The 20,561-nt window shown below is 66.3% G+C and carries 21 protein-coding genes and 1 pseudogene; 13 read left to right on the top strand and 9 right to left on the bottom strand.

The genetic code is table 11. The features are described 5' to 3' along the window. Positions 1-82 precede the first annotated feature (82 nt). Positions 83-2,368 (bottom strand): annotated as a pseudogene (locus LDB29_RS27595) (Tn3 family transposase); the annotation flags it as partial. Positions 2,369-2,413: 45 nt separating this feature from the next. Here LDB29_RS27595 and LDB29_RS27600 point away from each other — a divergent pair. Continuing rightward, positions 2,414-2,677: an N-acetyltransferase gene (locus tag LDB29_RS27600; RefSeq protein ID WP_231567919.1), complete on the top strand. Its 264-nt coding sequence runs from the start codon at positions 2,414-2,416 to the stop codon at positions 2,675-2,677. 66 nt (positions 2,678-2,743) lie between these two features. On the opposite strand, the gene LDB29_RS27605 is transcribed toward LDB29_RS27600, so the two are convergent. The 7 genes from LDB29_RS27605 to LDB29_RS27635 form a co-directional block, all read right to left on the bottom strand. Further along, entirely contained in the window at positions 2,744-4,039 is a 1,296-nt protein-coding gene (locus tag LDB29_RS27605) for a hypothetical protein (protein ID WP_013039108.1), read from the bottom strand. A 248-nt stretch (positions 4,040-4,287) separates the two neighbouring features. Then, the gene (locus LDB29_RS27610; protein ID WP_007683329.1) at positions 4,288-4,677 is read right to left on the bottom strand and encodes a copper-binding protein; all 390 of its coding nucleotides are present in this window, start codon (positions 4,675-4,677) and stop codon (positions 4,288-4,290) included. Positions 4,678-4,688: 11 nt separating this feature from the next. Then, positions 4,689-7,832: an efflux RND transporter permease subunit gene (locus tag LDB29_RS27615; RefSeq protein ID WP_007406408.1), complete on the bottom strand. Its 3,144-nt coding sequence runs from the start codon at positions 7,830-7,832 to the stop codon at positions 4,689-4,691. After that, positions 7,829-9,319, bottom strand: a complete 1,491-nt coding sequence (locus LDB29_RS27620) for an efflux RND transporter periplasmic adaptor subunit (protein ID WP_007406384.1) — start codon at positions 9,317-9,319, stop codon at positions 7,829-7,831. Before LDB29_RS27620 ends, LDB29_RS27615 begins: the two co-directional genes overlap by 4 nt. Beyond that, positions 9,316-10,578, bottom strand: a complete 1,263-nt coding sequence (locus LDB29_RS27625) for a TolC family protein (protein ID WP_013039107.1) — start codon at positions 10,576-10,578, stop codon at positions 9,316-9,318. Before LDB29_RS27625 ends, LDB29_RS27620 begins: the two co-directional genes overlap by 4 nt. Before the next feature lie 63 nt (positions 10,579-10,641). Next, entirely contained in the window at positions 10,642-10,899 is a 258-nt protein-coding gene (locus tag LDB29_RS27630) for a hypothetical protein (protein WP_007683334.1), read from the bottom strand. Positions 10,900-10,976: 77 nt separating this feature from the next. After that, positions 10,977-11,339: a hypothetical protein gene (locus tag LDB29_RS27635; RefSeq protein WP_007406428.1), complete on the bottom strand. Its 363-nt coding sequence runs from the start codon at positions 11,337-11,339 to the stop codon at positions 10,977-10,979. A gap of 243 nt (positions 11,340-11,582) precedes the next feature. Between LDB29_RS27635 and LDB29_RS27640 the strand changes: the two genes are divergently transcribed. The 10 genes from LDB29_RS27640 to LDB29_RS27685 all read left to right on the top strand — a co-directional run bounded on the left by LDB29_RS27640 (position 11,583) and on the right by LDB29_RS27685 (position 17,845). Continuing rightward, positions 11,583-11,939, top strand: coding sequence for a hypothetical protein (locus LDB29_RS27640; protein ID WP_257558774.1), 357 nt, complete (start codon positions 11,583-11,585; stop codon positions 11,937-11,939). A gap of 140 nt (positions 11,940-12,079) precedes the next feature. Then, positions 12,080-12,559, top strand: coding sequence for a heavy metal-responsive transcriptional regulator (locus LDB29_RS27645; protein WP_007406417.1), 480 nt, complete (start codon positions 12,080-12,082; stop codon positions 12,557-12,559). After that, positions 12,556-12,777, top strand: a complete 222-nt coding sequence (locus LDB29_RS27650; protein ID WP_257558556.1) for a hypothetical protein — start codon at positions 12,556-12,558, stop codon at positions 12,775-12,777. The genes LDB29_RS27645 and LDB29_RS27650 overlap by 4 nt, the downstream gene beginning before the upstream one ends. Positions 12,778-12,836: 59 nt before the next feature. After that, complete coding sequence (locus LDB29_RS27655) at positions 12,837-13,157, top strand: hypothetical protein (protein ID WP_007406382.1); 321 nt, start codon at positions 12,837-12,839, stop codon at positions 13,155-13,157. Positions 13,158-13,180: 23 nt separating this feature from the next. After that, positions 13,181-15,091 carry a 2Fe-2S iron-sulfur cluster-binding protein gene (locus tag LDB29_RS27660; protein ID WP_013039106.1) on the top strand — a complete coding sequence of 637 codons (1,911 nt, stop codon included), beginning with the start codon at positions 13,181-13,183 and terminating at the stop codon, positions 15,089-15,091. Beyond that, complete coding sequence (locus LDB29_RS27665) at positions 15,091-15,819, top strand: hypothetical protein (RefSeq protein WP_007406424.1); 729 nt, start codon at positions 15,091-15,093, stop codon at positions 15,817-15,819. The genes LDB29_RS27660 and LDB29_RS27665 overlap by 1 nt, the downstream gene beginning before the upstream one ends. Further along, entirely contained in the window at positions 15,816-16,538 is a 723-nt protein-coding gene (locus tag LDB29_RS27670; RefSeq protein WP_007406380.1) for a hypothetical protein, read from the top strand. The genes LDB29_RS27665 and LDB29_RS27670 overlap by 4 nt, the downstream gene beginning before the upstream one ends. Continuing rightward, positions 16,525-16,968 carry a DUF1622 domain-containing protein gene (locus tag LDB29_RS27675; RefSeq protein ID WP_007683337.1) on the top strand — a complete coding sequence of 148 codons (444 nt, stop codon included), beginning with the start codon at positions 16,525-16,527 and terminating at the stop codon, positions 16,966-16,968. The genes LDB29_RS27670 and LDB29_RS27675 overlap by 14 nt, the downstream gene beginning before the upstream one ends. Positions 16,969-16,982: 14 nt before the next feature. Then, positions 16,983-17,423, top strand: a complete 441-nt coding sequence (locus LDB29_RS27680) for a four-helix bundle copper-binding protein (RefSeq protein WP_007683338.1) — start codon at positions 16,983-16,985, stop codon at positions 17,421-17,423. Between the two features lie 131 nt (positions 17,424-17,554). Then, complete coding sequence (locus LDB29_RS27685) at positions 17,555-17,845, top strand: hypothetical protein (protein ID WP_013039105.1); 291 nt, start codon at positions 17,555-17,557, stop codon at positions 17,843-17,845. A 351-nt stretch (positions 17,846-18,196) separates the two neighbouring features. On the opposite strand, the gene LDB29_RS27690 is transcribed toward LDB29_RS27685, so the two are convergent. Then, positions 18,197-18,337 carry a hypothetical protein gene (locus tag LDB29_RS27690; protein ID WP_242003392.1) on the bottom strand — a complete coding sequence of 47 codons (141 nt, stop codon included), beginning with the start codon at positions 18,335-18,337 and terminating at the stop codon, positions 18,197-18,199. Between the two features lie 12 nt (positions 18,338-18,349). Here LDB29_RS27690 and LDB29_RS27695 point away from each other — a divergent pair, with 12 nt between their 5' ends. Continuing rightward, the gene (locus LDB29_RS27695; protein WP_242003391.1) at positions 18,350-18,580 is read left to right on the top strand and encodes a hypothetical protein; all 231 of its coding nucleotides are present in this window, start codon (positions 18,350-18,352) and stop codon (positions 18,578-18,580) included. Positions 18,581-19,022: 442 nt separating this feature from the next. Next, positions 19,023-20,543: an aldehyde dehydrogenase family protein gene (locus LDB29_RS27700; RefSeq protein WP_007683341.1), complete on the top strand. Its 1,521-nt coding sequence runs from the start codon at positions 19,023-19,025 to the stop codon at positions 20,541-20,543. Positions 20,544-20,561 lie beyond the last annotated feature (18 nt).

Raw genomic sequence — 20,561 nt, forward strand, 5'->3', positions numbered from 1 at the left:
GAACAAAGCCTCCAGCGATCAATCTAAGAGATTCCGCCGCGCTTCTCAATCGTAGGGGGCGTTTGCGGGAGGGGGCGGAATCCTACGCTAAGGATTTGGGCCAGCGATATTCCCCGGTTAGATTGATGTGTTCCCATCCCAACGGCGAGACGTGGGCGAGTAGATCAGGCGCGATATGGGTACCGCTGGCGGCCCGGGTATTGACGACCTCGCCGAGCTTCATGGTGTTCCAGAATATGATGATGGCGGCGAGCAGGTTCATTCCGGCGATGCGATAGTGCTGGCCTTCGCCGGATCGATCCCGGATTTCACCTCGGCGGTGGAAGCTGATGGCGCGCTTTAGGGCGTGGTGGGCCTCACCCTTGTTGAGGCCGATCTGAGCCTGGCGCTGGAGGCCGGCATCAAGAATCCAGTCGATCATGAACAGGGTTCGCTCGATGCGGCCCACCTCTCGCAATGCGAGGGCCAGCTCATTCTGGCGCGGGTAAGAGGCGAGCTTGCGAAGAATCTGGCTGGGGGCGACGATCCCCGCTGCGATCGTCGCCATGATGCGCAGGATGTCGGGCCAGTTGCGCTCGATGAGCGGTTCATTGATCTTACCTCCGACCAGCGCTCGCACATTGGCCGGCGTCGCGTTGGGCGTGAAGGCATAGAGTCTTTTCTGAGGGAGATCGCGGATACGGGGGGCGAACCTGTAGCCGAGCAAGGCGCAGGCGGCGAACACATGATCGGTGAAGCCGCCCGTGTCGGCAAAATGCTGGCGAACGCGGCGGCCCGCGTCATTCATGAGCAGCCCGTCCAGGATATAGGGAGCCTCGCTGACCGTTGCCGGGATCACCTGGGTTGCGAACGGCGCATATTGATCGGACACATGGCTGTATCCCTTGAGGCCCGGGACGTTGCCATATTTCGCGTTGATCAGATTCATCGCCTCGCCCTGCTCGGTAGCAAGGAAGAACTGCCCGTCGCTGGATGCCGATTGCCCTTGTCCCCAGAAGGCGGCCATGGGCAGGGCGGCGTGGGCCTCCACGATCATGGCGAGCGCCCGATCATAGGCGCTGCCTTCGACATGCCAGCGCGCGATCCGCAGCAATTCCCAGAAGCTGTGCGTGTTGGTCGCCGCCGCCATCTTGCGCAAACCGAGATTGACGCCTTCCGCCAGCAACACGTTCATCAGGCCGATCCGGTCGCTGCAGGGCGCGCCGGTGCGCAGATGCGTGAACGCCTCGGAAAATCCGGTTCGCTCATCGACTTCCAGCAACAGATCGGTGATCCTCGCGGGCGGGAGCTGTTGATAGAGATCGAGCACGAGATCCTCGGCCCCTTCGGGCGTGTCGGCCCTCAGCTTGTCGATGTGCAGCTTGCCGTTCTCGATGATGCCGCCTGGGATCGTGCCGGTTCGCGCCGCGCGGCCAAACTCCTTCAGCCGTGTATCCAGTCGAGCCCTGCGCTCGGCCAGCCATTCGCCGGGTCGCAGCGGCACGGCGAGCCGCGCGGTCTGCTCTATCGCCTGTGGCGGGACCAGAAGCTGCTTGAGGTCGCCATAGCGGCGCGATCCCGCCAACCATATGTCACCGGACCGGAAGGCGTCGCGGATGTGGAACAGCACCGCGATTTCCCAAAGCCGGTGGTCGCCGCTGGGCTCAGCGCAAAGATGACGATGCCATTTCGAGTTGGGACGTAGAAAATCCACCGGCGGATCGACCTTGATCCCGTTACGCAGCATCGCAACGGCCGCCAGAAGAGGCGTGGCGATCGGCGCCGCCTGCATGTCGAGCAGGCGCAGCATCCTGGGCGCGTAGAGGCGGAAACGGTGATAGCCGTCCAGCACACGGCTGAGCGGGTCGGCCGCGAGCACGTTGGTCAGCGCGGAGGCCGTGGCGACAAGGGTTCTGAACCGTTCCCAGCCAGGCCCGGTGGCGATTATCCCGTCCAGGGCCGTGCCATCGTCCTGCGCTCCAAGCAAAGCACCACCGATTTCGGCAAAGGACTTCAGCGTGTCCCGAACGGCCGCCTTTTCGTCGGCGATCCTGGTGTTGCAAAGGCGTTCGGAGGCCCGATAGAGACGGCCTACGATGCGATCGTGGGTCTCCACGATGACATCGGCCAGCGATGACCGCCATTCCAGGGTGCAGACAGCGAGGATCGCAAGCCGCCTGTCTTCGGGCAGATCACGCATGCCGTCGGCGTAATAGCGCTCGCCCTGCCGGCGAAGCCGGGTCACACGATGCGCCGGCACGCCGTCCAGCAAATCCGCCGGAAGATCGAACCTTTGAAGATATTCCAGTCGATCCATCAGCCGGTTAGCGGCTGCTGAATTTGCGCCAACCTCGAACTGTCGCAGCCATACGAAGCGCGTGACGCGACCATCCTCCGCGATTATCCGCGTGATGGCACATGGTATCTCGGCTTCATGATCGTAGATGCCGCACAGCGTGGTCGTGGAGTCGGACGCTCAATTTACTCGACGGTCGAAAGCTGGGCCGCTGCGAGAGGTGCCACAGAGATTCGGTTGGCCGTGCTGGAAGCGAATGAAGCGGCAGAGCGATTTTGGCGTTCTCTCGGCTTCATTGAGTATCGGCGCGTTGGGCCAGACACCTTCAAAATGCGTAGCCATCGCCGGATAGAACTGAGCCGTCGCCTTTCTGGCGCGACCGTAGAAGGCAGCAACAAGTAAGATCTCGCGCCGGCTATCTGGGCGAGCTTGGCGTAGGATTCCGCCCCCTCCCGCAAACGCCCCCTTTCAGGGAAGGGGGCTTGAGATCGCCTTGATGGCCTTCAATCCCGTTCCAAAACGAGCGATCGCGTCCCTGTTTCTCTCCAGCTCGCCATAGGGCAGATAGGCGAAGTCGAGATCGGCAATACGGCTGAAAGCCGGGCGACGGAGTTGCGCGCGAACGTCCTGCTCGCGCGCATTCGGTGCGACCAGGAATAGCCCGGCGGCAGCGTGCAGATCGCTCCCCGACAGCGCCAGATCGAGCATGCGCACGATCCCCGAGTAGATCGAGGTCGAATGTTCAACCTCGAACGCGGCGGCGACGCCGTCGCCACCCTTCGCCAGCCACAACACGTCGATGAGGCGGATCGAGTCCGCTCCGGGAGAGGTCGCAATGGCGTCTGGAAGGCGCTCGAGGCATCCCTGTCCAAGCGGGCAGCCAGCGTGAAGTCGACCGCGGTCATTGGCGGCGATCCACACATCGTAACCGAGGGCATGGCCGAGGTCGCGCAGCCAGGCCTGGATTTCGGCGTGCGTGCGATCGGTTTCGCCCTGCGCGGCGGCTGTCTTGTCGAGCCGGCTTGCCTCCGCTCTGGCATGTTCCAATCTGCCGAGCCAGTCGTCGGCCGCCGTTGCGTCATCCTCCAGCGGTGGCGCGGGATAGCGGCCCGAGCCAATGTCGAACAACAGTCCGCCGATCGCGCCGAGATCGTTGGAGAGCAACTCGCGGTAACGGTCGTTGAGGTCGAGGATGCCGGCGCGCATGGCGAGAAAATGATCCCATGACCCGAGCTTCACCTTGGCGCCGGTGACGGCATTGTAGCCCTTGACGATCGCGGTATTGAAGGGCGGCACCAGCGTCGGGTGAAGGAAATAGAGCAGGTTGGCCGCCGCCGGCCCCAGCCCCTTGATCTTGAGCGCGTCTATGCTGCGGATGTGGCTGATGATCTCCTCGGCGGTATCGCAGCACGAGCAATTGTCGAGCAGGCGACCGAACGCCCGCTGGTTGTCCGGGCTTTCGTAGATGTCTGGAATGCGCAGCTTGGGCTTCCACAGCCAGGCATGGTCGGCGCCCTTGAAGATCTGCCGCTGTTCGGCGATCGAGTGGACAACCGTTTCCAGTGACGAGCCGCGATAGGCGACGCCGAACCGCCCACTTTCGATTTCTGCGACCACCTGCTGCAGCCCGCGACGGATGGAGCGGAAGTTTTTCAGCCGTTCGTCCCACAGAAACCAGGAGCGATAGGTGGCGCCGGGATCGTCTCGCCAACGACGGACAAGCTCGCTCACGAGATCATGATGTGTCGCGGGTAACAAGGTCATACTGGCTGGGTCATCTAAACTGGGCTCCTTGCCGTTCAGGCTATCGCGAGCAAGGGCGGCTTGCACGTTCAATGTGCGATCCGCGAAGCGTGCTCAAATTGTCGGTGATCGCGCAGGGAAACGCCGCTGGCATTGGGCGTTGCCGGTCGCAACCGTCGACCGGGCGCACAGCCAGGCAGACGGCCGGCACGGGCGTCGCCGCCCGGGAGCGGCGCCGCAACCAGCTTTTTCCGGTCGAACTTAGCGGATCACTGCTTTGCGATCGCGGTGACCTCGCCATCGCTGCCCTTGAGCGAGAGGTCGAAATCGACCTTGTCGCCGACCTTGACCGCATCGGTGATCGACGGCGCGGCCTTGAACGCCATCGTCATCGCGGGCCACTTGGCCTCCGGGATCGGACCATGATCGAGCGTGATCGTGCCTGCCGCCTTGTCGATCGCGGTGACGGTGCCATGGCCCTTGGCCTTGATCGCGGCGTTCGCGTCAGGCGCCATCGACATGTTGCCCATGTCGCCGCTCATGGTCGCGGCGGGCGCCGCCTCGTTGGTCTCAGTCGCAACGGGGGCCTCCGCCTTCTTGCCGCACGCGGCAGTCAGGGCGGCGAGGCCGAGGGCAATGGTCAGTCGTGCATGGTTCATCGTCTTCTCCTTCATGATGAAACGGGTTGAGGGATGGGATCGGTCTTGGGCCGGCGCAACAGCAGGTAGGCGGCGGGCAGGACGAACATTGAGAGCAAGGGCGCGGTCAGCATGCCGCCGATCATCGGCGCGGCAATCCGGCTCATGACCTCCGAACCCGCGCCTGATCCCAGCAGGATCGGCAGCAGGCCGGCCAGGATCACCGCCACCGTCATCGCCTTGGGACGGACGCGCAGCAGCGCGCCTTCGCGCACGGCGGCCTCGACCTCGGCAGCGTCCGGATGTGCGCCGCGCTCGGCCAGCGCGTTCTTGAGATAGATCAGCATCACCACCCCGAACTCGGCGGAGACGCCGGCGAGCGCGATGAACCCGACCCCGGTGGCGATCGACTGGTTGAACCCCAGCAGATAAAGCGTCCAGATGCCGCCGGTCAGCGCAAACGGCAGCGTCCCCATGATCAGCGCCGCCTCGTCGAAGCGGCCGAAGATGAGGTAGAGCAGCACGAAGATGATCAGCAGCGTCGCGGGCACGACCAGCTTCAAGCGGTCGACCGCGCGCTCGAGATATTCGAACTGGCCAGAGTAAGCGATGCTGACCCCAGGCGAGAGCCTGACCTGTTTCGCCACCGCACGCTGCAGATCGCCGACCACCGAGGCAAGATCGCGCCCGCGCACATCGACGTAGACCCAGGTCGAAGGCCGGGCATTCTCGGTCTTGAGCATCGGCGGTCCCTCGGCGATCGAGACGTTTGCCACGGTGCCCAAGGTGATCTGCTGGCCCGCGGGCGTCAGGATCGGTAGCGCCCGCAGCCTTTCGAGGCTGTCGCGCAATTCGCGCGGATAGCGCACGCTGATCGGATAGCGGGCGAGGCCCTCGACCGTCTCGCCGATCGTCTCGCCGCCGATCGCGCCGGAGACGATGGCCTGGACGTCGGCGATGTTGAGCCCGAACCGCGCGGCGGCGGCGCGGTCTATGTCGACATCGACATAGCGTCCGCCGGTCAGCCGCTCGGCGAGCGCCGAGCTGACGCCGGGCACGCTCCTGGCCACGGTCTCGACATCATGCGCGATGCGGTCGAGCTCGGCGAGGTCACTGCCCGACACCTTGACCCCGATCGGGCTCTTGATGCCCGTCGCGAGCATGTCGATGCGGTTGCGGATCGGCGGCACCCAGATATTGGCGAGACCCGGAAGCTTCACCCGGCGATCGAGCTCGTCGACAAGGCGTTCGGGCGTCATGCCCGACCGCCACTGGTCGCGGGGCTTGAATTGGATCGTCGTCTCGAACATTTCGAGCGGCGCGGGATCGGTCGCGGTCTCGGCGCGGCCGGCCTTGCCGAACACGCTTTCGACTTCGGGCACGGTCTTGATCAGGCGGTCGGTCTGCTGGAGCAGCTCACTCGCCTTGGCGGCCGAGAGGCCCGGCAGCGCCGAGGGCATGTAGAGCAGGTCGCCCTCGTCGAGATTGGGCATGAACTCGCCGCCGAGCCGGCTGAGCGGCCAGGCCGTGGTGGCGAACACCAGAGCCGCGATCAGCAGCACTGCCTTGGGCCGCTTCATCGTCCAGTCGATCGCGGGCCGGTAGATATTGGTGAGCCAGCGATTGACCGGATTGGCCTGCTCGGCCGGAATGCGGCCCCGGATCAGCCAGCCCATCAGGATCGGCACCAGGGTCACCGACAGGATCGCGGCCGCGCCCATCGCATAGGTCTTGGTGAAGGCGAGCGGCGCGAACAGCCGGCCTTCCTGCGCCTCCAGGGTGAAGACCGGAATGAACGACAGCGTGATGATCAGCAGGCTGAAGAACAGCGCCGGCCCGACCTCGGCCGCCGCCTCGGTGACGACGATCCAGCGCATCTCGCCATCGAGATGTCTGTCCGGGTGATCCTGCTCCCAGCGTTCGATCCTCTTGTGGGCGTTCTCGATCATGACGACCGCCGCATCCACCATCGCGCCGATGGCGATGGCGATGCCGCCCAGCGACATGATGTTGGCGTTCACCCCCTGGAACCGCATTACGACGAACGCGGCCAGCACACCGAGCGGCAAGGTCAGGATCGCGACCAGCGCCGAGCGGACGTGCCAGAGGAACAGGGCGCAGACCAATGCGACGACGATGAACTCCTCGACCAGCTTGCGGGTGAGGTTCTCGACCGCGCGATCGATCAGCTGCGAGCGGTCATAGACCGTGACCACCTCGACGCCCGGCGGCAGGCTTTTCCTGAGATCGGCGAGCTTGTCCTTGACCGCCGCGATGGTCTCACGGGCGTTCTTGCCTGACCGAAGAATAACGACGCCGCCGGCGACCTCGCCTTCGCCGTTCAGTTCGGCGATGCCGCGCCGCATCTCGGGGCCGACCTGGATCGTGGCGACATCGCCGAGCCGGACGGGCACGCCGCCCGCCGCAGTCTTGAGCGGGATTGCCCGGAAATCGTCGAGCGTTTTCAGATAGCCCGAGGCGCGGACCATATATTCGGCCTCGGCCATTTCCAGCACCGAGCCGCCGGCTTCCTGATTGGCTTGGCTGATCGCCTGCACTGCCTGGGCGTGGGTTACGCCGTAGGCCGCGAGCTTCACCGGATCGAGCAGCACCTGGTACTGCTTGACCATGCCGCCGATGCTGGCGACTTCGGCCACGCCGGTCACGGTCTTCAGCTCGTAGCGCAGGAACCAGTCCTGCAACCCGCGAAGCTGCGAGAGATCGTGCCGGCCGGTGCGGTCGACCAGCGCATATTCATAGACCCAGCCGACCCCGGTCGCGTCCGGCCCGAGCGCGCTGCGGGCGCTGGCCGGCAACCGACCCTGGACCTGGTTGAGATATTCGAGCACGCGGCTGCGCGCCCAGTAGAGATCGGTGCCGTCCTCGAAGATCACATAGACGAAGCTGTCGCCGAAGAAGCTATAGCCGCGCACCGTCTTGGCGCCGGGCACCGACAGCATGGTGGTGGTGAGCGGATAGGTGATCTGGTTCTCGACGATCTGCGGCGCCTGACCCGGATAGGAAGTGCGGATCACGACCTGCACGTCGGAAAGATCGGGCAGCGCGTCGATCGGGGTCGAGCGCACCGCCCACAGGCCCGCGCCGACCAGCGCGAGCATGCCGAGCACGACGAAGAAGCGGTTCCTCACCGACCAGCGGATGAGATGGGCGATCACTGGCCCGCCACCTTCGCCATATGCCGCAGCGTCGGTCCCGCCGGGGGCCGGTCGAACCCGAACCGGACCCGGTCACCCGCCTTGAAGCCGCGCGCGATGCCCGGATTGGCGAGCGCGAAGGTCATCGTCATCGCCGGCCAGTCGAGCGCGGGAACGGGCTCGTGGCTGAGCGTCACCGAATTGGCCGTGATCCGCTCGATCTTGCCCGTCGTCTCGTACAGCGTGGCTTTCGACGCCGGCGCGGCGATGGTCGCCGATGCCGCACCGCCGCCGATCGGCCGCGCCTCGATTCCCGACAGGCTCGCCTCGGAATCGATCAGGAACTGCCCCGAGACGACGACGTTCTCGCCGGGCGACAGGCCGGCAAGGATCTCGGTCTCGCCGCCTGCCTCGCGGCCGATGCGGACCTCGGCGGGATGATAGCGCCCGTCGCCTGCGGCCAGCATGACGAGCGTGCGCCTGCCCGTGCGGATCACCGCTTCGCTCGGCACCAGCAGCGCCGGCTTGGCATCGCCGCCAAGCGCGACGCTGGCGAACATGCCCGGCCGCAACCGGCCGTCCCGGTTGGGCAGCTCGATCCGCACGGTGAGCGTGCGGCTGTCGGCCTGCGTGGTCGGCAGGATCGCGATCACCCGGCCGGCGAAGCGCTCGCCGGGGAAGCCCGCCAGCGTGGTGCTGGCATTCTGGCCGACCCGGACATCGCCCGCGCGCGCTTCGGGCACCGCGGCATTGAGCCAGACGGTGCCGAGCCCGCTTACCTGGGCGAGCGTCTGGCCCATGGCGAGCGTCACGCCGGCACGGGCGTCGAGCGTCTGGATCGTGCCCGAGATCGGCGTCGTGATCGTCACCACGCCGTTCGGGCGTCCGCTCCGCTCGACGCTGGCGATGAGGCCGTCGGACATGCCCATCAGCCGCAGTCGCTGGCGCGCGGCCGCGGTGAGGTCGGGCTTGCCGAGCCGCCTGACGCTCAGATATTCGGTCTGCGCGCCGCCCCATTCGGGCAGGAGCAGGTCCGCGATCGGCGCGCCGGCGCGGACCACGTCCCCGGGCGCTCGCGCATAGACGCGGCTCACGAACCCGCCCGAACGCGCCTGGATGACGGCGACGTCGCGCTGGTTGAAGTCGATCGTGCCGGTGACCTCGAGGGCCGAGGCAAGGCTGCCCATCTTCGCCGCGACGACCCGCAATCCCAGGCTCTGCCGCGCGGCGGGATCGACGGCGACCGTGGGGGCCGCGCCGGCGCTTCCTCCGTCCGCGTATCGCGGCACGAGCTGCATATCCATGAAGGGCGACTTGCCGGGCTTGTCGAACTTCTGGTTGGGGAACATCGGATCGTACCAGTAAAGGACTTTGCCTGCCCCGGCGGGCGTGGTCGCCTCCGATTGCGGTGCCTGGCGATGGCCAGCCCAATAGCCTGTGCCGCCGGCCAGCAGCGCGACAGCCAGGATCGATGCGCCCCAGCGCAGCGCGGATTTATCGAGCGTCATGGCCGCTCCTCCCCATAGGTGATAGTGATGCGGACCGCGTCGCGCGCGACGTCGGCTTCGCGGTTGAGCGCCTCGACCTCGGCCTCCGCGAGCCCGAGCGTCGTGAGCAGCGCGGCGCCAAGGTCGAGCTTGCCGGCGCCATAGCTGTCGCGGTCGAGCTCGGCGCGGTGCCTGGCGAGTGGCACCAGCGTCTCGCGGGCATTGCGCAACCGGGAGAGATGCATGGCATGGTCTGCGAGATCGGCGTCGAGCTGCGCCACCAGCTCGCGGCGGATCGCCTCGCGGTCGAACCGACCCCCTTGCGCAAGGCTCTCGCTTGCAGCGATCCTGGGGTTCTGGCGCTTGCCGGCGAACAGCGGCAGGTCGATCGACACGCCGACCGAGGCCATGTCGCCGTACATGGGATCGCGCCGGCCATAGGTGACGCCGACCTTCCAGTCGGGGCGCTTGTCGGCGCGCGCGAGACGCACGTCCGCTTCGGCGACTGCGATCCGCGCGTCCTGCGCGCGCAGGGCGGGAAGCGCATCGATCCCGGCCCGCAGCCGGATCGGATCGACATCGAGCATCGGCGGGTCGCCCGTCGCCTGCGGGTCGGGGTCGCCGGTATAGCGCGCGAGCCGGGCCCGCGCCTGCGCCACCACCGCAGCCATCTCGGCGCGGCGATCGGCGATGGCGGCGCGGAGCTGGTCGGGCTCGAGCGCCTGGCTCGGGCGCGCGCTGCCCGACGCCAGGCGTGCGGTCACGGTCTTCTGCAGGTCGTCGAGGCTGGCATCGAGCAGGTCGAGCTGCCGGAGCCGGCGTTCTCCATAATAGAGATCGACCCAGGCGAGGGCGGTCTCGAGCCGCACGTTGCGGCCTTCGACCAGCTCGCCCGCCTCGGCGATACCGATATCGGCCGCGGCGCGCGCGGCGCGTGCATGGCGCTTGGCGAGATTGGGGAAGGTCTGGCTGAACCCGATCGTCGCCATAGTGAAATCGTCGCGCGTGAAGCTGCCGGCATTGGGGCCGCTCACCGGGAAGTTCTGCAGGCCCAGGTCGAGCGTCGGATCGGGCAGGCGATCGGCCGCGACCGCCGAAGAGCGGGCGCCGGCTGTCGCCGCCGCGCGCGCCTTGAGGCTTGGCGCGTTGGCGGCAGCGAGCCTCACTGCCTGCTCGTAGGTGAGCGGGCCGGCCGACACCGGCACGGCCCAGGCGCTCGCAAGCGTCGCACCGATAGAGAGCAACAGGCGTCGCACAGCGCGCCTCGGCATCATGATCATGGATATCATCCCCTCATGACAGAGGCGGCGCGCCAAGATGTGACGCGCCGCTCCGGAGCGGGTTTAGCCCTTGTCCGACCTGACTGCGCCGCGCATGCAGTCGGCGGCGCTTGCCTGCATCATCGCGCAATCGCAGCTGGCCATGTCCCGGCTGTCGGGCACCCATATGCGGACACGCGCAGGGCCAGTCGCCCGCGGACCATATTGCGGCGCCGACCGCCATTCCCAATGGCCTTGCGGCGTGCGGCTCGCGTCGGTTGCAAGCGCAGGCGCGGCGAGACTGAGGGCCGCCACAAGGGCGGCCGGAAGCAGTTTGATCATCACGAAAACCTTTGACTGAAAAGAAGGAAACCGGGCGCGCACGCATCGATCGATGCGCGCAGCCCGTGCTCGTTCAATCAGGCAAGGCTGGTGGGAGGATCCGGCTCGGGCGCAACCGCCTTGCCGGTCAATATCGTGTCGGTCGTCCAGAAGCTGGGCGCGTCGTAGAGACGCGCAGGCGCAACGCCGCCTGCCAGGTCCGCTGCGACCAGCGGGATCACGCACCCCATCGCGGCGATGCAATCGAGCGTCAGGCCCTTGCAGGGCTTTTCGCTGGGCGCAGGCTGCTGCTTGGCCATCATCGCCATGCAGTCCGCATCCATGCCCTTGGCCAGCGGCGCGCCTGCCGCCTGCGGCACGCTGTGCGCGGCCGCCATCTGGGCTCCGAAGAGACCGGACAGCGCTCCGATGACGAGCAGGAGGGCGAGCAGGCGTTTCACGGGCCTCGATATCTAGCGGGTTTCGCGGGCGCAGCCAACCAAAGTCTCGCGCCGCGCGGATTTTGAAGTGCTGACGGCTGATTCCGTCAACTCCGCGTCAATAAAGATCCGGCCCGGGGAAGAAGATCGGCTGCGGCCTCTACGTATATCGAGGCTGGACCCGGGACCGTAGTCCCAAGCCTGAAGAGACGCTCTTCCCCTCGGCAAAGTCCGGGCGGTGGCTTACCATCCAAGGAGGTGAATATGGTCAGAAAAACTCTCATGGTCGCGCTTGCCGGCATTTCGATGCTTGCTGCCGTCCCCGCTATGGCCCAGGGCATCGGGCACAGCCTGTTCATGCGCGGCTCGATCGTCGACACGGGCAGCAACGGCGCGGTCGTCTGCATCGGCAAGGCCGATGGCGCCGAGGTCGGCCAGAAGCTCGAGGTCTATCGCGTCGTGACCCATCCGGGTCCGTCCAAGGGCGTGGCGCCGACCTATCACCGCCAGCTCGTCGGCCATGTGACGATCGACCATATCTTTGACGATCACTTCGCGCACGTGTCCGTCGCCGACGGCACGCCTGCCAGGCACGACATCGTCGAGCTTCGCAAGAACTGACAAGCCGGTGGCCCGGCGGCACGGGCTGCCCTGCGACGCGTCGGGGCAGCGGGCCGCCGGCGACGAGGAGACCGTTCGGGGTCAAAGCGAAACCGCTTGACCCTGGACCATGGTCCAACCGGCATGATCGAGCGGATGACATGGGCAATTTCAAGATCGGCGAACTGGCCGCGGCCGCAGGCGTGGGGCGGGATACGATCCGCTATTATGAGCGGATGGGCCTGCTGCGCGAGCCCGCGCGCACGGCAGCGGGCTACAGGCTCTACGACGCGACCGACCTCGAGCGCGTCAATTTCATCCGCTCGGCGCAGGAGCTTGGTTTCACACTCGAACAGGCCCGGCAGCTGCTGGCACTCAGGGCGTCGGACACCGCGCATGCCCAGGCCGTGCTCGATATCACGCTTGCCAAGATCGCGGACGCCGAAGCCCGGCTCGAGCGCCTGTCGGATATCCGCGACATGCTGCGGATGCTCGCCGACGAATGCCCGGGCGAAGTGCCGGTCTCCGATTGCCCGATCCTCGCCTTCCTGACGGCGCGGCGGAAAGACCAGCAGCATAACAAGAAACATCAGGCAGCGCAGGACGAACGATCACCACGAGCGAAAGGGGTTTTGTCATGAAGAAAATGCGTTTGATCGCCGTCCTCACGCCGGCGCTGCTTCTAGGCGCCTGTGTGACCACGCGGCCGACCTCGGCGCAGGTCGAGAGTTGCCGGGCGATGGAGGGCAATATGGGTCTCCAGACGCCGCATGATCATGGCGAGATGAAGGGGCAGGGGCGCAACCCGATGAACCTCTCGCACGACCGGTGTCGCCGGATTCTGCGCAGCGCGCAATGAGCCGGTCCGGACGCCAGGGATGGCGCCCGGACACAGTTTTCAAGCCAAGGAGCAAAGCCATGATCGACCATGCGAAGAAAGCCCTTCCACTTGTCGGCGGAAGCCTGTTGCTGGCGCTCGCGCTTTCGGGCTGCGACCGCCAGGCCGACCAGACGGTGCCGCCCGCGGCGAACAGCGTCGCCGCCACCCCGGTCCTGACCGACAGCGGCAACGCTGCAGACGCGGCGCCGATGGACGCGATGAGCAACCAGGCCGAGATGGAGCGGCATCACCGTCAGGCGATGGACCATGACGCGATGCGCGCCGGGGCCGGCAACCAGACCGCGCCGGCACCCGATCCCGCGCCGGGCAATGCGGCGATGCCGATGAAGGATATGTAGGCTCGCACACTAAGGGGATGAGGATGTCCAGGCGGATCAGCCTTCGACGCTTGAGCCTCGGCTGCGCAATCGCTCTCAGCCTGTCCGCGAGCGCGGGCGCGCAGGAGGGCGAGGATCATGCCGCGCATCATGGCGCAGGCATGCCGGCCGGCGGGGGCATGTCCGCACCGGCAGAGCCGGGGTCGTCGGACATGGCGAAGATGATGAACCCCATGATGGATCGCATGATCAATGGGGAAGGGGAGAATGAGCACGGCCACGAATCGCGCCGGACCGGCTTCATCTCGCAGCTGCTCGCCTTTCCCGCGCTTGACGAAGCGGCAAGGCAGCGGGTCGCTGCGCAGGCCGGCGAACGGGTAAGCACGGGTCTGGCGATGATCAACGCCGCCTCGGCCGACGGCGCGCGTGCGACCACGGTCTCGGCCCGGCTCGATGCGGCGCGGCGCCTGCGCGAGGGAACCGACCTGTTCCGCTCCGGCACCGCCGCGCAGGGCGCGATCGGGGGCTTGCAGCCGCCCCGGGAGGTCGGGCTTGCCTGGCTGCGCGATCAGCTCGACATCGACCAGGCCGCGCCCGGCCATGCCGATCACTGGTTCGGCATCTCGCCCTCGCACCTCCTTCTCATGCTGTTCCTGGGGCTGGTGAGCGCCACGCTTATCGCGCTGCAGATCTTCCGCCTGCGGCGGATCGGGGCGATCGCCGGCGGTGTCGCCACCGCCAAGGTTCCAGCAAAGCCGGAGCCGAAGGCTGCCCCTCCCGCTACCAGGGTTGCGCCCGCGCCTGCACCCGTTGCCGACAGCGCCGGGCTCGCGCCGAGCAATGCGGCCGCACCCGCTGGGGCGTCGCTGCGCAAGCCCAAAAGCTGGGCGGGGCAGCTGCGCGTGGTCCAGATCGTGCGAGAGACGCCGAGCGTGCTGACCTTCCGGCTCGCGGACCCGACCGCCGACCGGCTGCCGTTCGACTTCCTGCCGGGCCAGTTCCTGCAGGTCGAGGTAGAGCCCGAAGCGGGCAAGACCGCGCGCCGTTCCTACACGATCGCCTCTTCGCCGACCCAGCGGGCCTATGTCGAACTGACGGTCAAGCGCGAGGAGCAGGGCGTGGTCTCGCGATACCTGCACGACAAGGTCGTCGCCGACGATCTGCTGAAGGTCAGCGGACCGTTCGGCGCCTTCACCTTCACGGGAACGGATGCCCAGAGCATCGTGCTGATCGCGGGCGGGGTCGGCATCACCCCGATGATGTCGGTGCTGCGCTATCTCACCGACACCGCGTGGAAGGGTGATATCTTCTTCTTCTACGGCGCACGGTCGACCGAGGAATTCGTGTTCCGCGACGAGCTCGAGCGGCTCGAACGCCGTTTTCCCAACCTCCATGTCGTCGCCGCGATGCAGCGCGCGCCCGGCACCGTCTGGATGGGCCCCGAAGGGCCGATCACGCGCGAGATGATCCTGGCCGCGGTGCCGGAGATCGCGAGCCGGCGCATCCATATGTGCGGCCCGCCGGCGATGATGGGCGCGATGCGCGGCGTGCTGGCGGAACTCGGCGTCCCCGACGCGCAGCTGCACACCGAGGCGTTCGGTCCGGCCTCGCTGCCGGCCGACCACGAGGATCTCGAGGTCAAGCCCGCGCCCCCGCCAGCGGATAAGCCGGCCCCGAGCGCCGAGGTGGCGCCGAGCACGGTGACCTTCTCCGTGTCGGGGGTGTCGGCGGCCTTGCCCGCGGACGAGACCGTGCTGGAGGCGGCCGAGGGCGCGGGCGTCGAGATCCCCTATGCATGCCGTGCGGGCACATGCGGCGCCTGCGTGGTCAAGCTGCTGCAGGGCGAAGTGACGATGGAGGTCGAATCCGGCCTTGCGCCCGCCGACAAGGCGCAAGGCTATGTGCTCGCGTGCCAGGCGAAGGGGACGGGCACGCCGCTCGTGGTCGAAGCCTGATGCGCGAACGCAGCGACATTGCCGTGGGCCTGCTGGTCGCGTTCCTGCTGCTGTTCCCGTTCGGCTATCTCGTGCATGTGTCGCCCCGCTTTCCGGGTAGCCTGGCCGGCGGGATCATCGGGATCGCAGCGCTCGTGCTGATGCTGCTGACGCTTCCTTATGTCGCGGCCAAGCACATCGCCTGGGTCGACAAGGCGCTCTCCCGGGTCGTCAGCAAGCCAACCCTGCTCGCCATCCACATCTATGCCGGCGTGCTGGCGCCGATCCTGGGTCTGGTCCACGCCGCGCACAAGCTCGAAAGCCCGGTCGGCCTGCTTCTGACCGTCCTCCTGCTGATGACGGTCATCACCGGCTTCATCGGCCGCTACCTGCTTGCCCAGCTTGGTCGGGCGCTGCGCGGACGCAGGTCAGAACTGGCCTCGCTTCGCGCCGCCTTCCTCGAGGAGCCGGCGGCGCCGACGCAGGCCGATACCGCAGCCCCGCCGCTGTCGGGCTGGAAGCGCTATCTGTTCGTCGCCGGGGATGCGTCCGCGGGCCAGCGCCCCCAGGACAAGGCGGGGATCGCCGCAGCGCTGGCCGATACCGAATTCGCGATCCGTGCCGAAGAGGCAACCAACACCCTGTTCGCGCGGTGGCGGTTCCTGCACATCCTGCTGGGCTGTCTCATCTTCGCGCTGCTCGCGCTCCACGTCGGCGCGGCGATCTATTACGGGCTGCGCTGGCTATGAGCTGGCAGCGTCTTTCCTACGCCGTCTTCATCGCAGCCCTGCTGGTGATGGTCGCCGCGGTCGCGATCCGGATGCGATCGGACGCGCCGAGGGATGCCGGCCTGGTGGCGCAGCTCGTCTCGCCCGGCCCGCTCTCGAGCGCGCACCAGTCCTTTGCCGGCCAATGCACGGCCTGCCACACGCCGGGCAAGGGCGTCGAAACCCGGACCTGTCTCACCTGCCATGCGGGCACCGATTTCGGGACGAAGCAGTCGACGCAGTTCCACGCGAAAGCGACGCAGTGCACCTCCTGCCACGTCGAACATGAGGGAGAGCGCGGCATCATCCGCATGGATCACGCCGCGTTGCTCGACATGGCGAAGTGGCGGCAGCCTTTGGCGGGCATGTCGACAAACACTCGAAGCCTGACCCCCGAGACCGCGCTCAATTGCGCGAGCTGCCATGCGTTCCGCGATCCGCACCAGGGCCTGTTCGGCACCGACTGCGCGAGCTGCCACAAGACCGACAGCTGGAAGATCGCCAATTACCGCCATCCATCGGTCAATTCGACGCAGTGCGCCGAGTGCCATAAGGCGCCGCCCAGTCACTTCATGGAGCATTTCAGCATGGTCTCGCAGCGCGCAGCCGGATCGAAGGCGCGCGTCGACCAATGCTATGCCTGTCACGCCACCGACAGCTTCAACAATATCCGCAAGCGAGGCTGGTATGATCACCATTGAGGCCGACTGGCTGAGCGCCTTCTTCCGGCTCGCCGTGATCGGCCTGGAACTGGCGGGCACGCTGACCATCCTGGTCGGCGCGGGGCTCGCAACCTTTCTGTTTGCGCGGCGGGCGAGGGCGGGCGACCGAACCGAGGCCTATAGCACGTTCCGCTCGGCGCTCGGCCGCAGCATCCTGCTCGGCCTGGAATTTCTGGTCGCCGGCGACATCGTCAAGTCGCTGGTGATCAACCCGACGCTCGACGATCTCATCGTGCTGGCCGGGCTTGTGCTGGTGCGGACCTTCCTGAGCATCTCGCTCGGGGTCGAGATCAACGGTCACTGGCCCTGGGAGGAAACCCGGATGGCGCGGGAGAAGGCGCGTGCGGCGTCGGATGGGTCGCCGGCGACGGCTGAGGCCGCCGGATGCGGCACACCGCGCAAGGGATAGCCGATGGAGGGTGCATGATGATCGAGAGACGCGAATTGCTGATGGCGGGCGCCGGCCTTGCCGCCGCCGGAACGCTGGCTGCGCCGGCGGCGGGGCAGCAGCATCGAATGGAAGGGATGGCGATGTCGATGACGGACTGCATCGACGATTGCCTGGCTTCACACCGCATGTGCCTCGAAACCGCCGCCTGGCTGACGAAGCAAAGCAGCGCGCTGGCGAGCGCGTCGTTGATCGCCATGCTGAACGACTGTGCGGAACTGTGCCAGGCGACAGCCAACTCGATGCTGCGGGAATCGGCTCTGCACCGCATCCTGTGCCGCGCCTGCGCCGATGCTTGCGAGCGCTGCGCCGAGGAATGCGGGCGTCATAGCGAGGACCAGCGGATCGCGCGTTGCTCGGCCACCTGCAAGAAATGCGCGGCGAGCTGCCGAATGATGGCGGACATGACCGGCTGACCACCCGCTTCGCATATTACGTATACTGCCGGGTCAGGACCGATACCATCTCAAGGGCAAGCTCCCGGAGGAGCGAGAAACGACCGGATCTGAAGCCGGTCGAACGGAAACCAGACTTGAAGGAATCGATAGTGCGCAAGAAAACGGTAGTTATCACTTCGCTCGCAGCCCTCGGCCTCCTTGCCCTCGGTGCCGGGCCTGTTCTCGCCGATGGCATGCCGTCGGACATGCCGGATCTCGAGGAGACGCTCAAGGCCAAGCCTGCGCCGGCTCAGTCCGGCACGGCCCATATGGAGGGCATGCGGCACGGCAAGGACCAGATGCACGGTGAGATGATGCGAGGCCACCGGATGGCCATGCGGGAATCGGGGAGCCAGGAGGGGGCTTCTGACATGTCGCATCGGTCGGGCGGGGGGTGCTGAACCAAAAGCCCATCAGAGGTCGGTTGATCAAAGCCTCACCATACAAGGCGTTGGTATCGTTTGACCGGGCCGCAACGTTGGTCCGCCGTTTCCCCGGCGGGCCAATTGCGTTTCAGAATAAAGGTCTGCACGAGCTTTAATGCGATGCAGTCATGAATCCGCTGGACCCTTGGACCATGGTTTCGCCCGCAAGATCGCGGGCCTGCCAGTCCTGATCCAGTGCGGATTCGTAACTTACGTATTCAGACCAAAGGGCCAAGCCCGCATGAGGGGTCGGTATGGTCGCGGTCGCAAACGGCGATCGGGCAAGGACTCATCATGCGGAGAACCACAATGCGAAAGACGAAACTTCTAGTCGGCGCGATCGGCTGCCTGGCGACCCTGAACTTCGCTGGCGCGGGTCTGGCGCAATCGGCACCCGCCGCGCCCCAGCACGCCCCTGCGCAGCCGAAGCCATCCACCGCCCATGCCCATCAGCAGGGGATGGATCATGGAGGGCAGCAGATGCACGACCAAATGATGCAGGATCACCAAGCCGGCATGCAGAAGCCGCAAGGCCAGCAGGGCGCTGCGGGCATGGCCGGAATGTCTGGTGGCTCGTCGCAGGGGAGCGGTTCGAGCAAGGCTGGCAAGCCCAAGAGCGGTTGCTGCAAGATGCCGATGAAAAAGGCAAAGCCGGCCGCCAAGAAGAAACCGGCCACGCCTATGGCCGACAAGCCGATGAGCGACATGTGAGGTTTCCAGCCCCGAGAACAGACCCCTGGGGCTGAGGGCCCGCCGCTGCCCCCGCGGCGGGCCTGTTCTTCAAGAGGTGTTCCAAGTTTCTAGGATTTCATAACGAGAAGCAGGCGTCCACCGCGAGAGAGAGGAGCCCGCGATGCGTAAAGCTCCAGGAGTTGGCACCGAGCTGCGGGTCCGCGCTTACGATTAAGAGGTCCGACCAAGCATGGCCGGATCAACTTCAGTGACCTCTGCGCCGCGATTGAATGGCGAGAGCCATTGCCTGCTTAGGCGACGAGATAATCTATGAGCTGATGAGAAAATCATCGGCTTCTTTTGCGTGTCCAGCCTGGCGCTTCGTAAAAACTCTGCCTGATTTTTGTCTGCGGAACTTACTTATAGGCCGTCTCATCAGAAGGCCTACTTCATCAGGAATCGGTAAAGATGGAGACAGGCGATGTTCGAGAAGGCGATCGGGACCATCAATGCTGCGGCGTCCTTCCGACACCGCTATGATAATTTCATCGGTGGTCGATGGAGCGCTCCAGCGAGCGGCGAGTATTTCGCGGACACGAGCCCGATCAATGGCGCCCAGATCGCCGAGTTTGCGCTGTCGACGCCGGAAGATGTCGAGCGCGCGCTCGATGCGGCGCACGCCGCCAAGGATCAATGGGCAAGGATCTCGCCCGCCGACCGCGCCAGGATTCTCAATCGCGTCGCCGACCGGCTCGAGGATAATATGGAGTTGCTGGCGCTTGCCGAGACGATCGACAACGGCAAGCCGATCCGCGAGACGCGCGCTGCCGACGTTCCGCTCGCGATCGACCATTTCCGCTATTTCGCCGGCTGCATCCGGGCCGAGGAAGGCGGGATCTCGACGATCGATGCCGACACCATCGCCTATCATTTTCGCGAGCCGCTTGGCGTCGTCGGCCAGATCATCCCGTGGAACTTCCCGCTGCTGATGGCGGCGTGGAAGATCGCCCCGGCGCTGGCGGCGGGCAACTGCACCGTCATCAAGCCCGCATCCCAGACGCCGCTCACCTTGCTGATGTTCGCCGAGCTCACCGCCGACATCCTGCCGCCCGGCGTGCTCAATGTCGTCACCGGCCCGGGACGGACCGTCGGCCAGGCGATCGCCGCCAATCCGCGCATCGCCAAGGTCTCGTTCACCGGCGAGACCGTCACCGGCAAGCAGATCATGCATGCGGCCGCCGACCATCTGATCCCCCAGACGATGGAGCTTGGCGGCAAGTCGCCCAACATCTTCATGGCGGACGTGCTCGACGAGGACGATGCCTTCTTCGACAAGGCGCTCGAAGGCTTCACGCTGTTCGCGTTCAACAAGGGCGAGGTCTGCACCTGCCCGTCGCGCGCGCTGATCCATGAGTCGATCTTCGATCGCTTCATCGAGCGCGCCGTGGCGCGCGTCGCCGCGATCCGCCAGGGCGATCCGCTCGACCCCTCGGTCCAGGTCGGCGCGCAGGCGTCGGAGGACCAGCTCCACAAGATCCTGGGCTATATCGATATCGGCAAGGCCGAGGGCGCGCAGTGTCTGGTCGGTGGCGCCAAGGCGCTGCCGGGCGGTGCGCTCGACCAGGGCTATTTCGTACAGCCGACCGTGTTCGTGGGTCAGAACCACATGCGCATCTTCCAGGAGGAGATCTTCGGTCCCGTCCTGGCGGTCACCACCTTCAAGACGGTCGAGGAGGCGATCGCACTTGCCAACGACACCGCCTACGGTCTTGGCGCGGGCGTCTGGACCCGGAGCGGCAACACCGCCTACCGTCTGGGCCGCGCGATCGAGGCCGGGCGGGTCTGGACCAACTGCTATCACCAGTACCCCGCCCATGCCGCCTTCGGCGGATACAAGGCGTCGGGCTTCGGGCGTGAAAATCACCGGATGATGCTCGACCATTATCAGCAGACCAAGAACCTGCTCGTCTCCTATGACGAGCACGCGCTCGGCCTGTTCTGACCCCTCGCTCAAAAGGAG

The organism is Sphingobium sp. CFD-2, assembly GCF_024611135.1.
In the GTDB taxonomy this organism is placed as follows: Bacteria; Pseudomonadota; Alphaproteobacteria; order Sphingomonadales; family Sphingomonadaceae; genus Sphingobium; species Sphingobium fuliginis.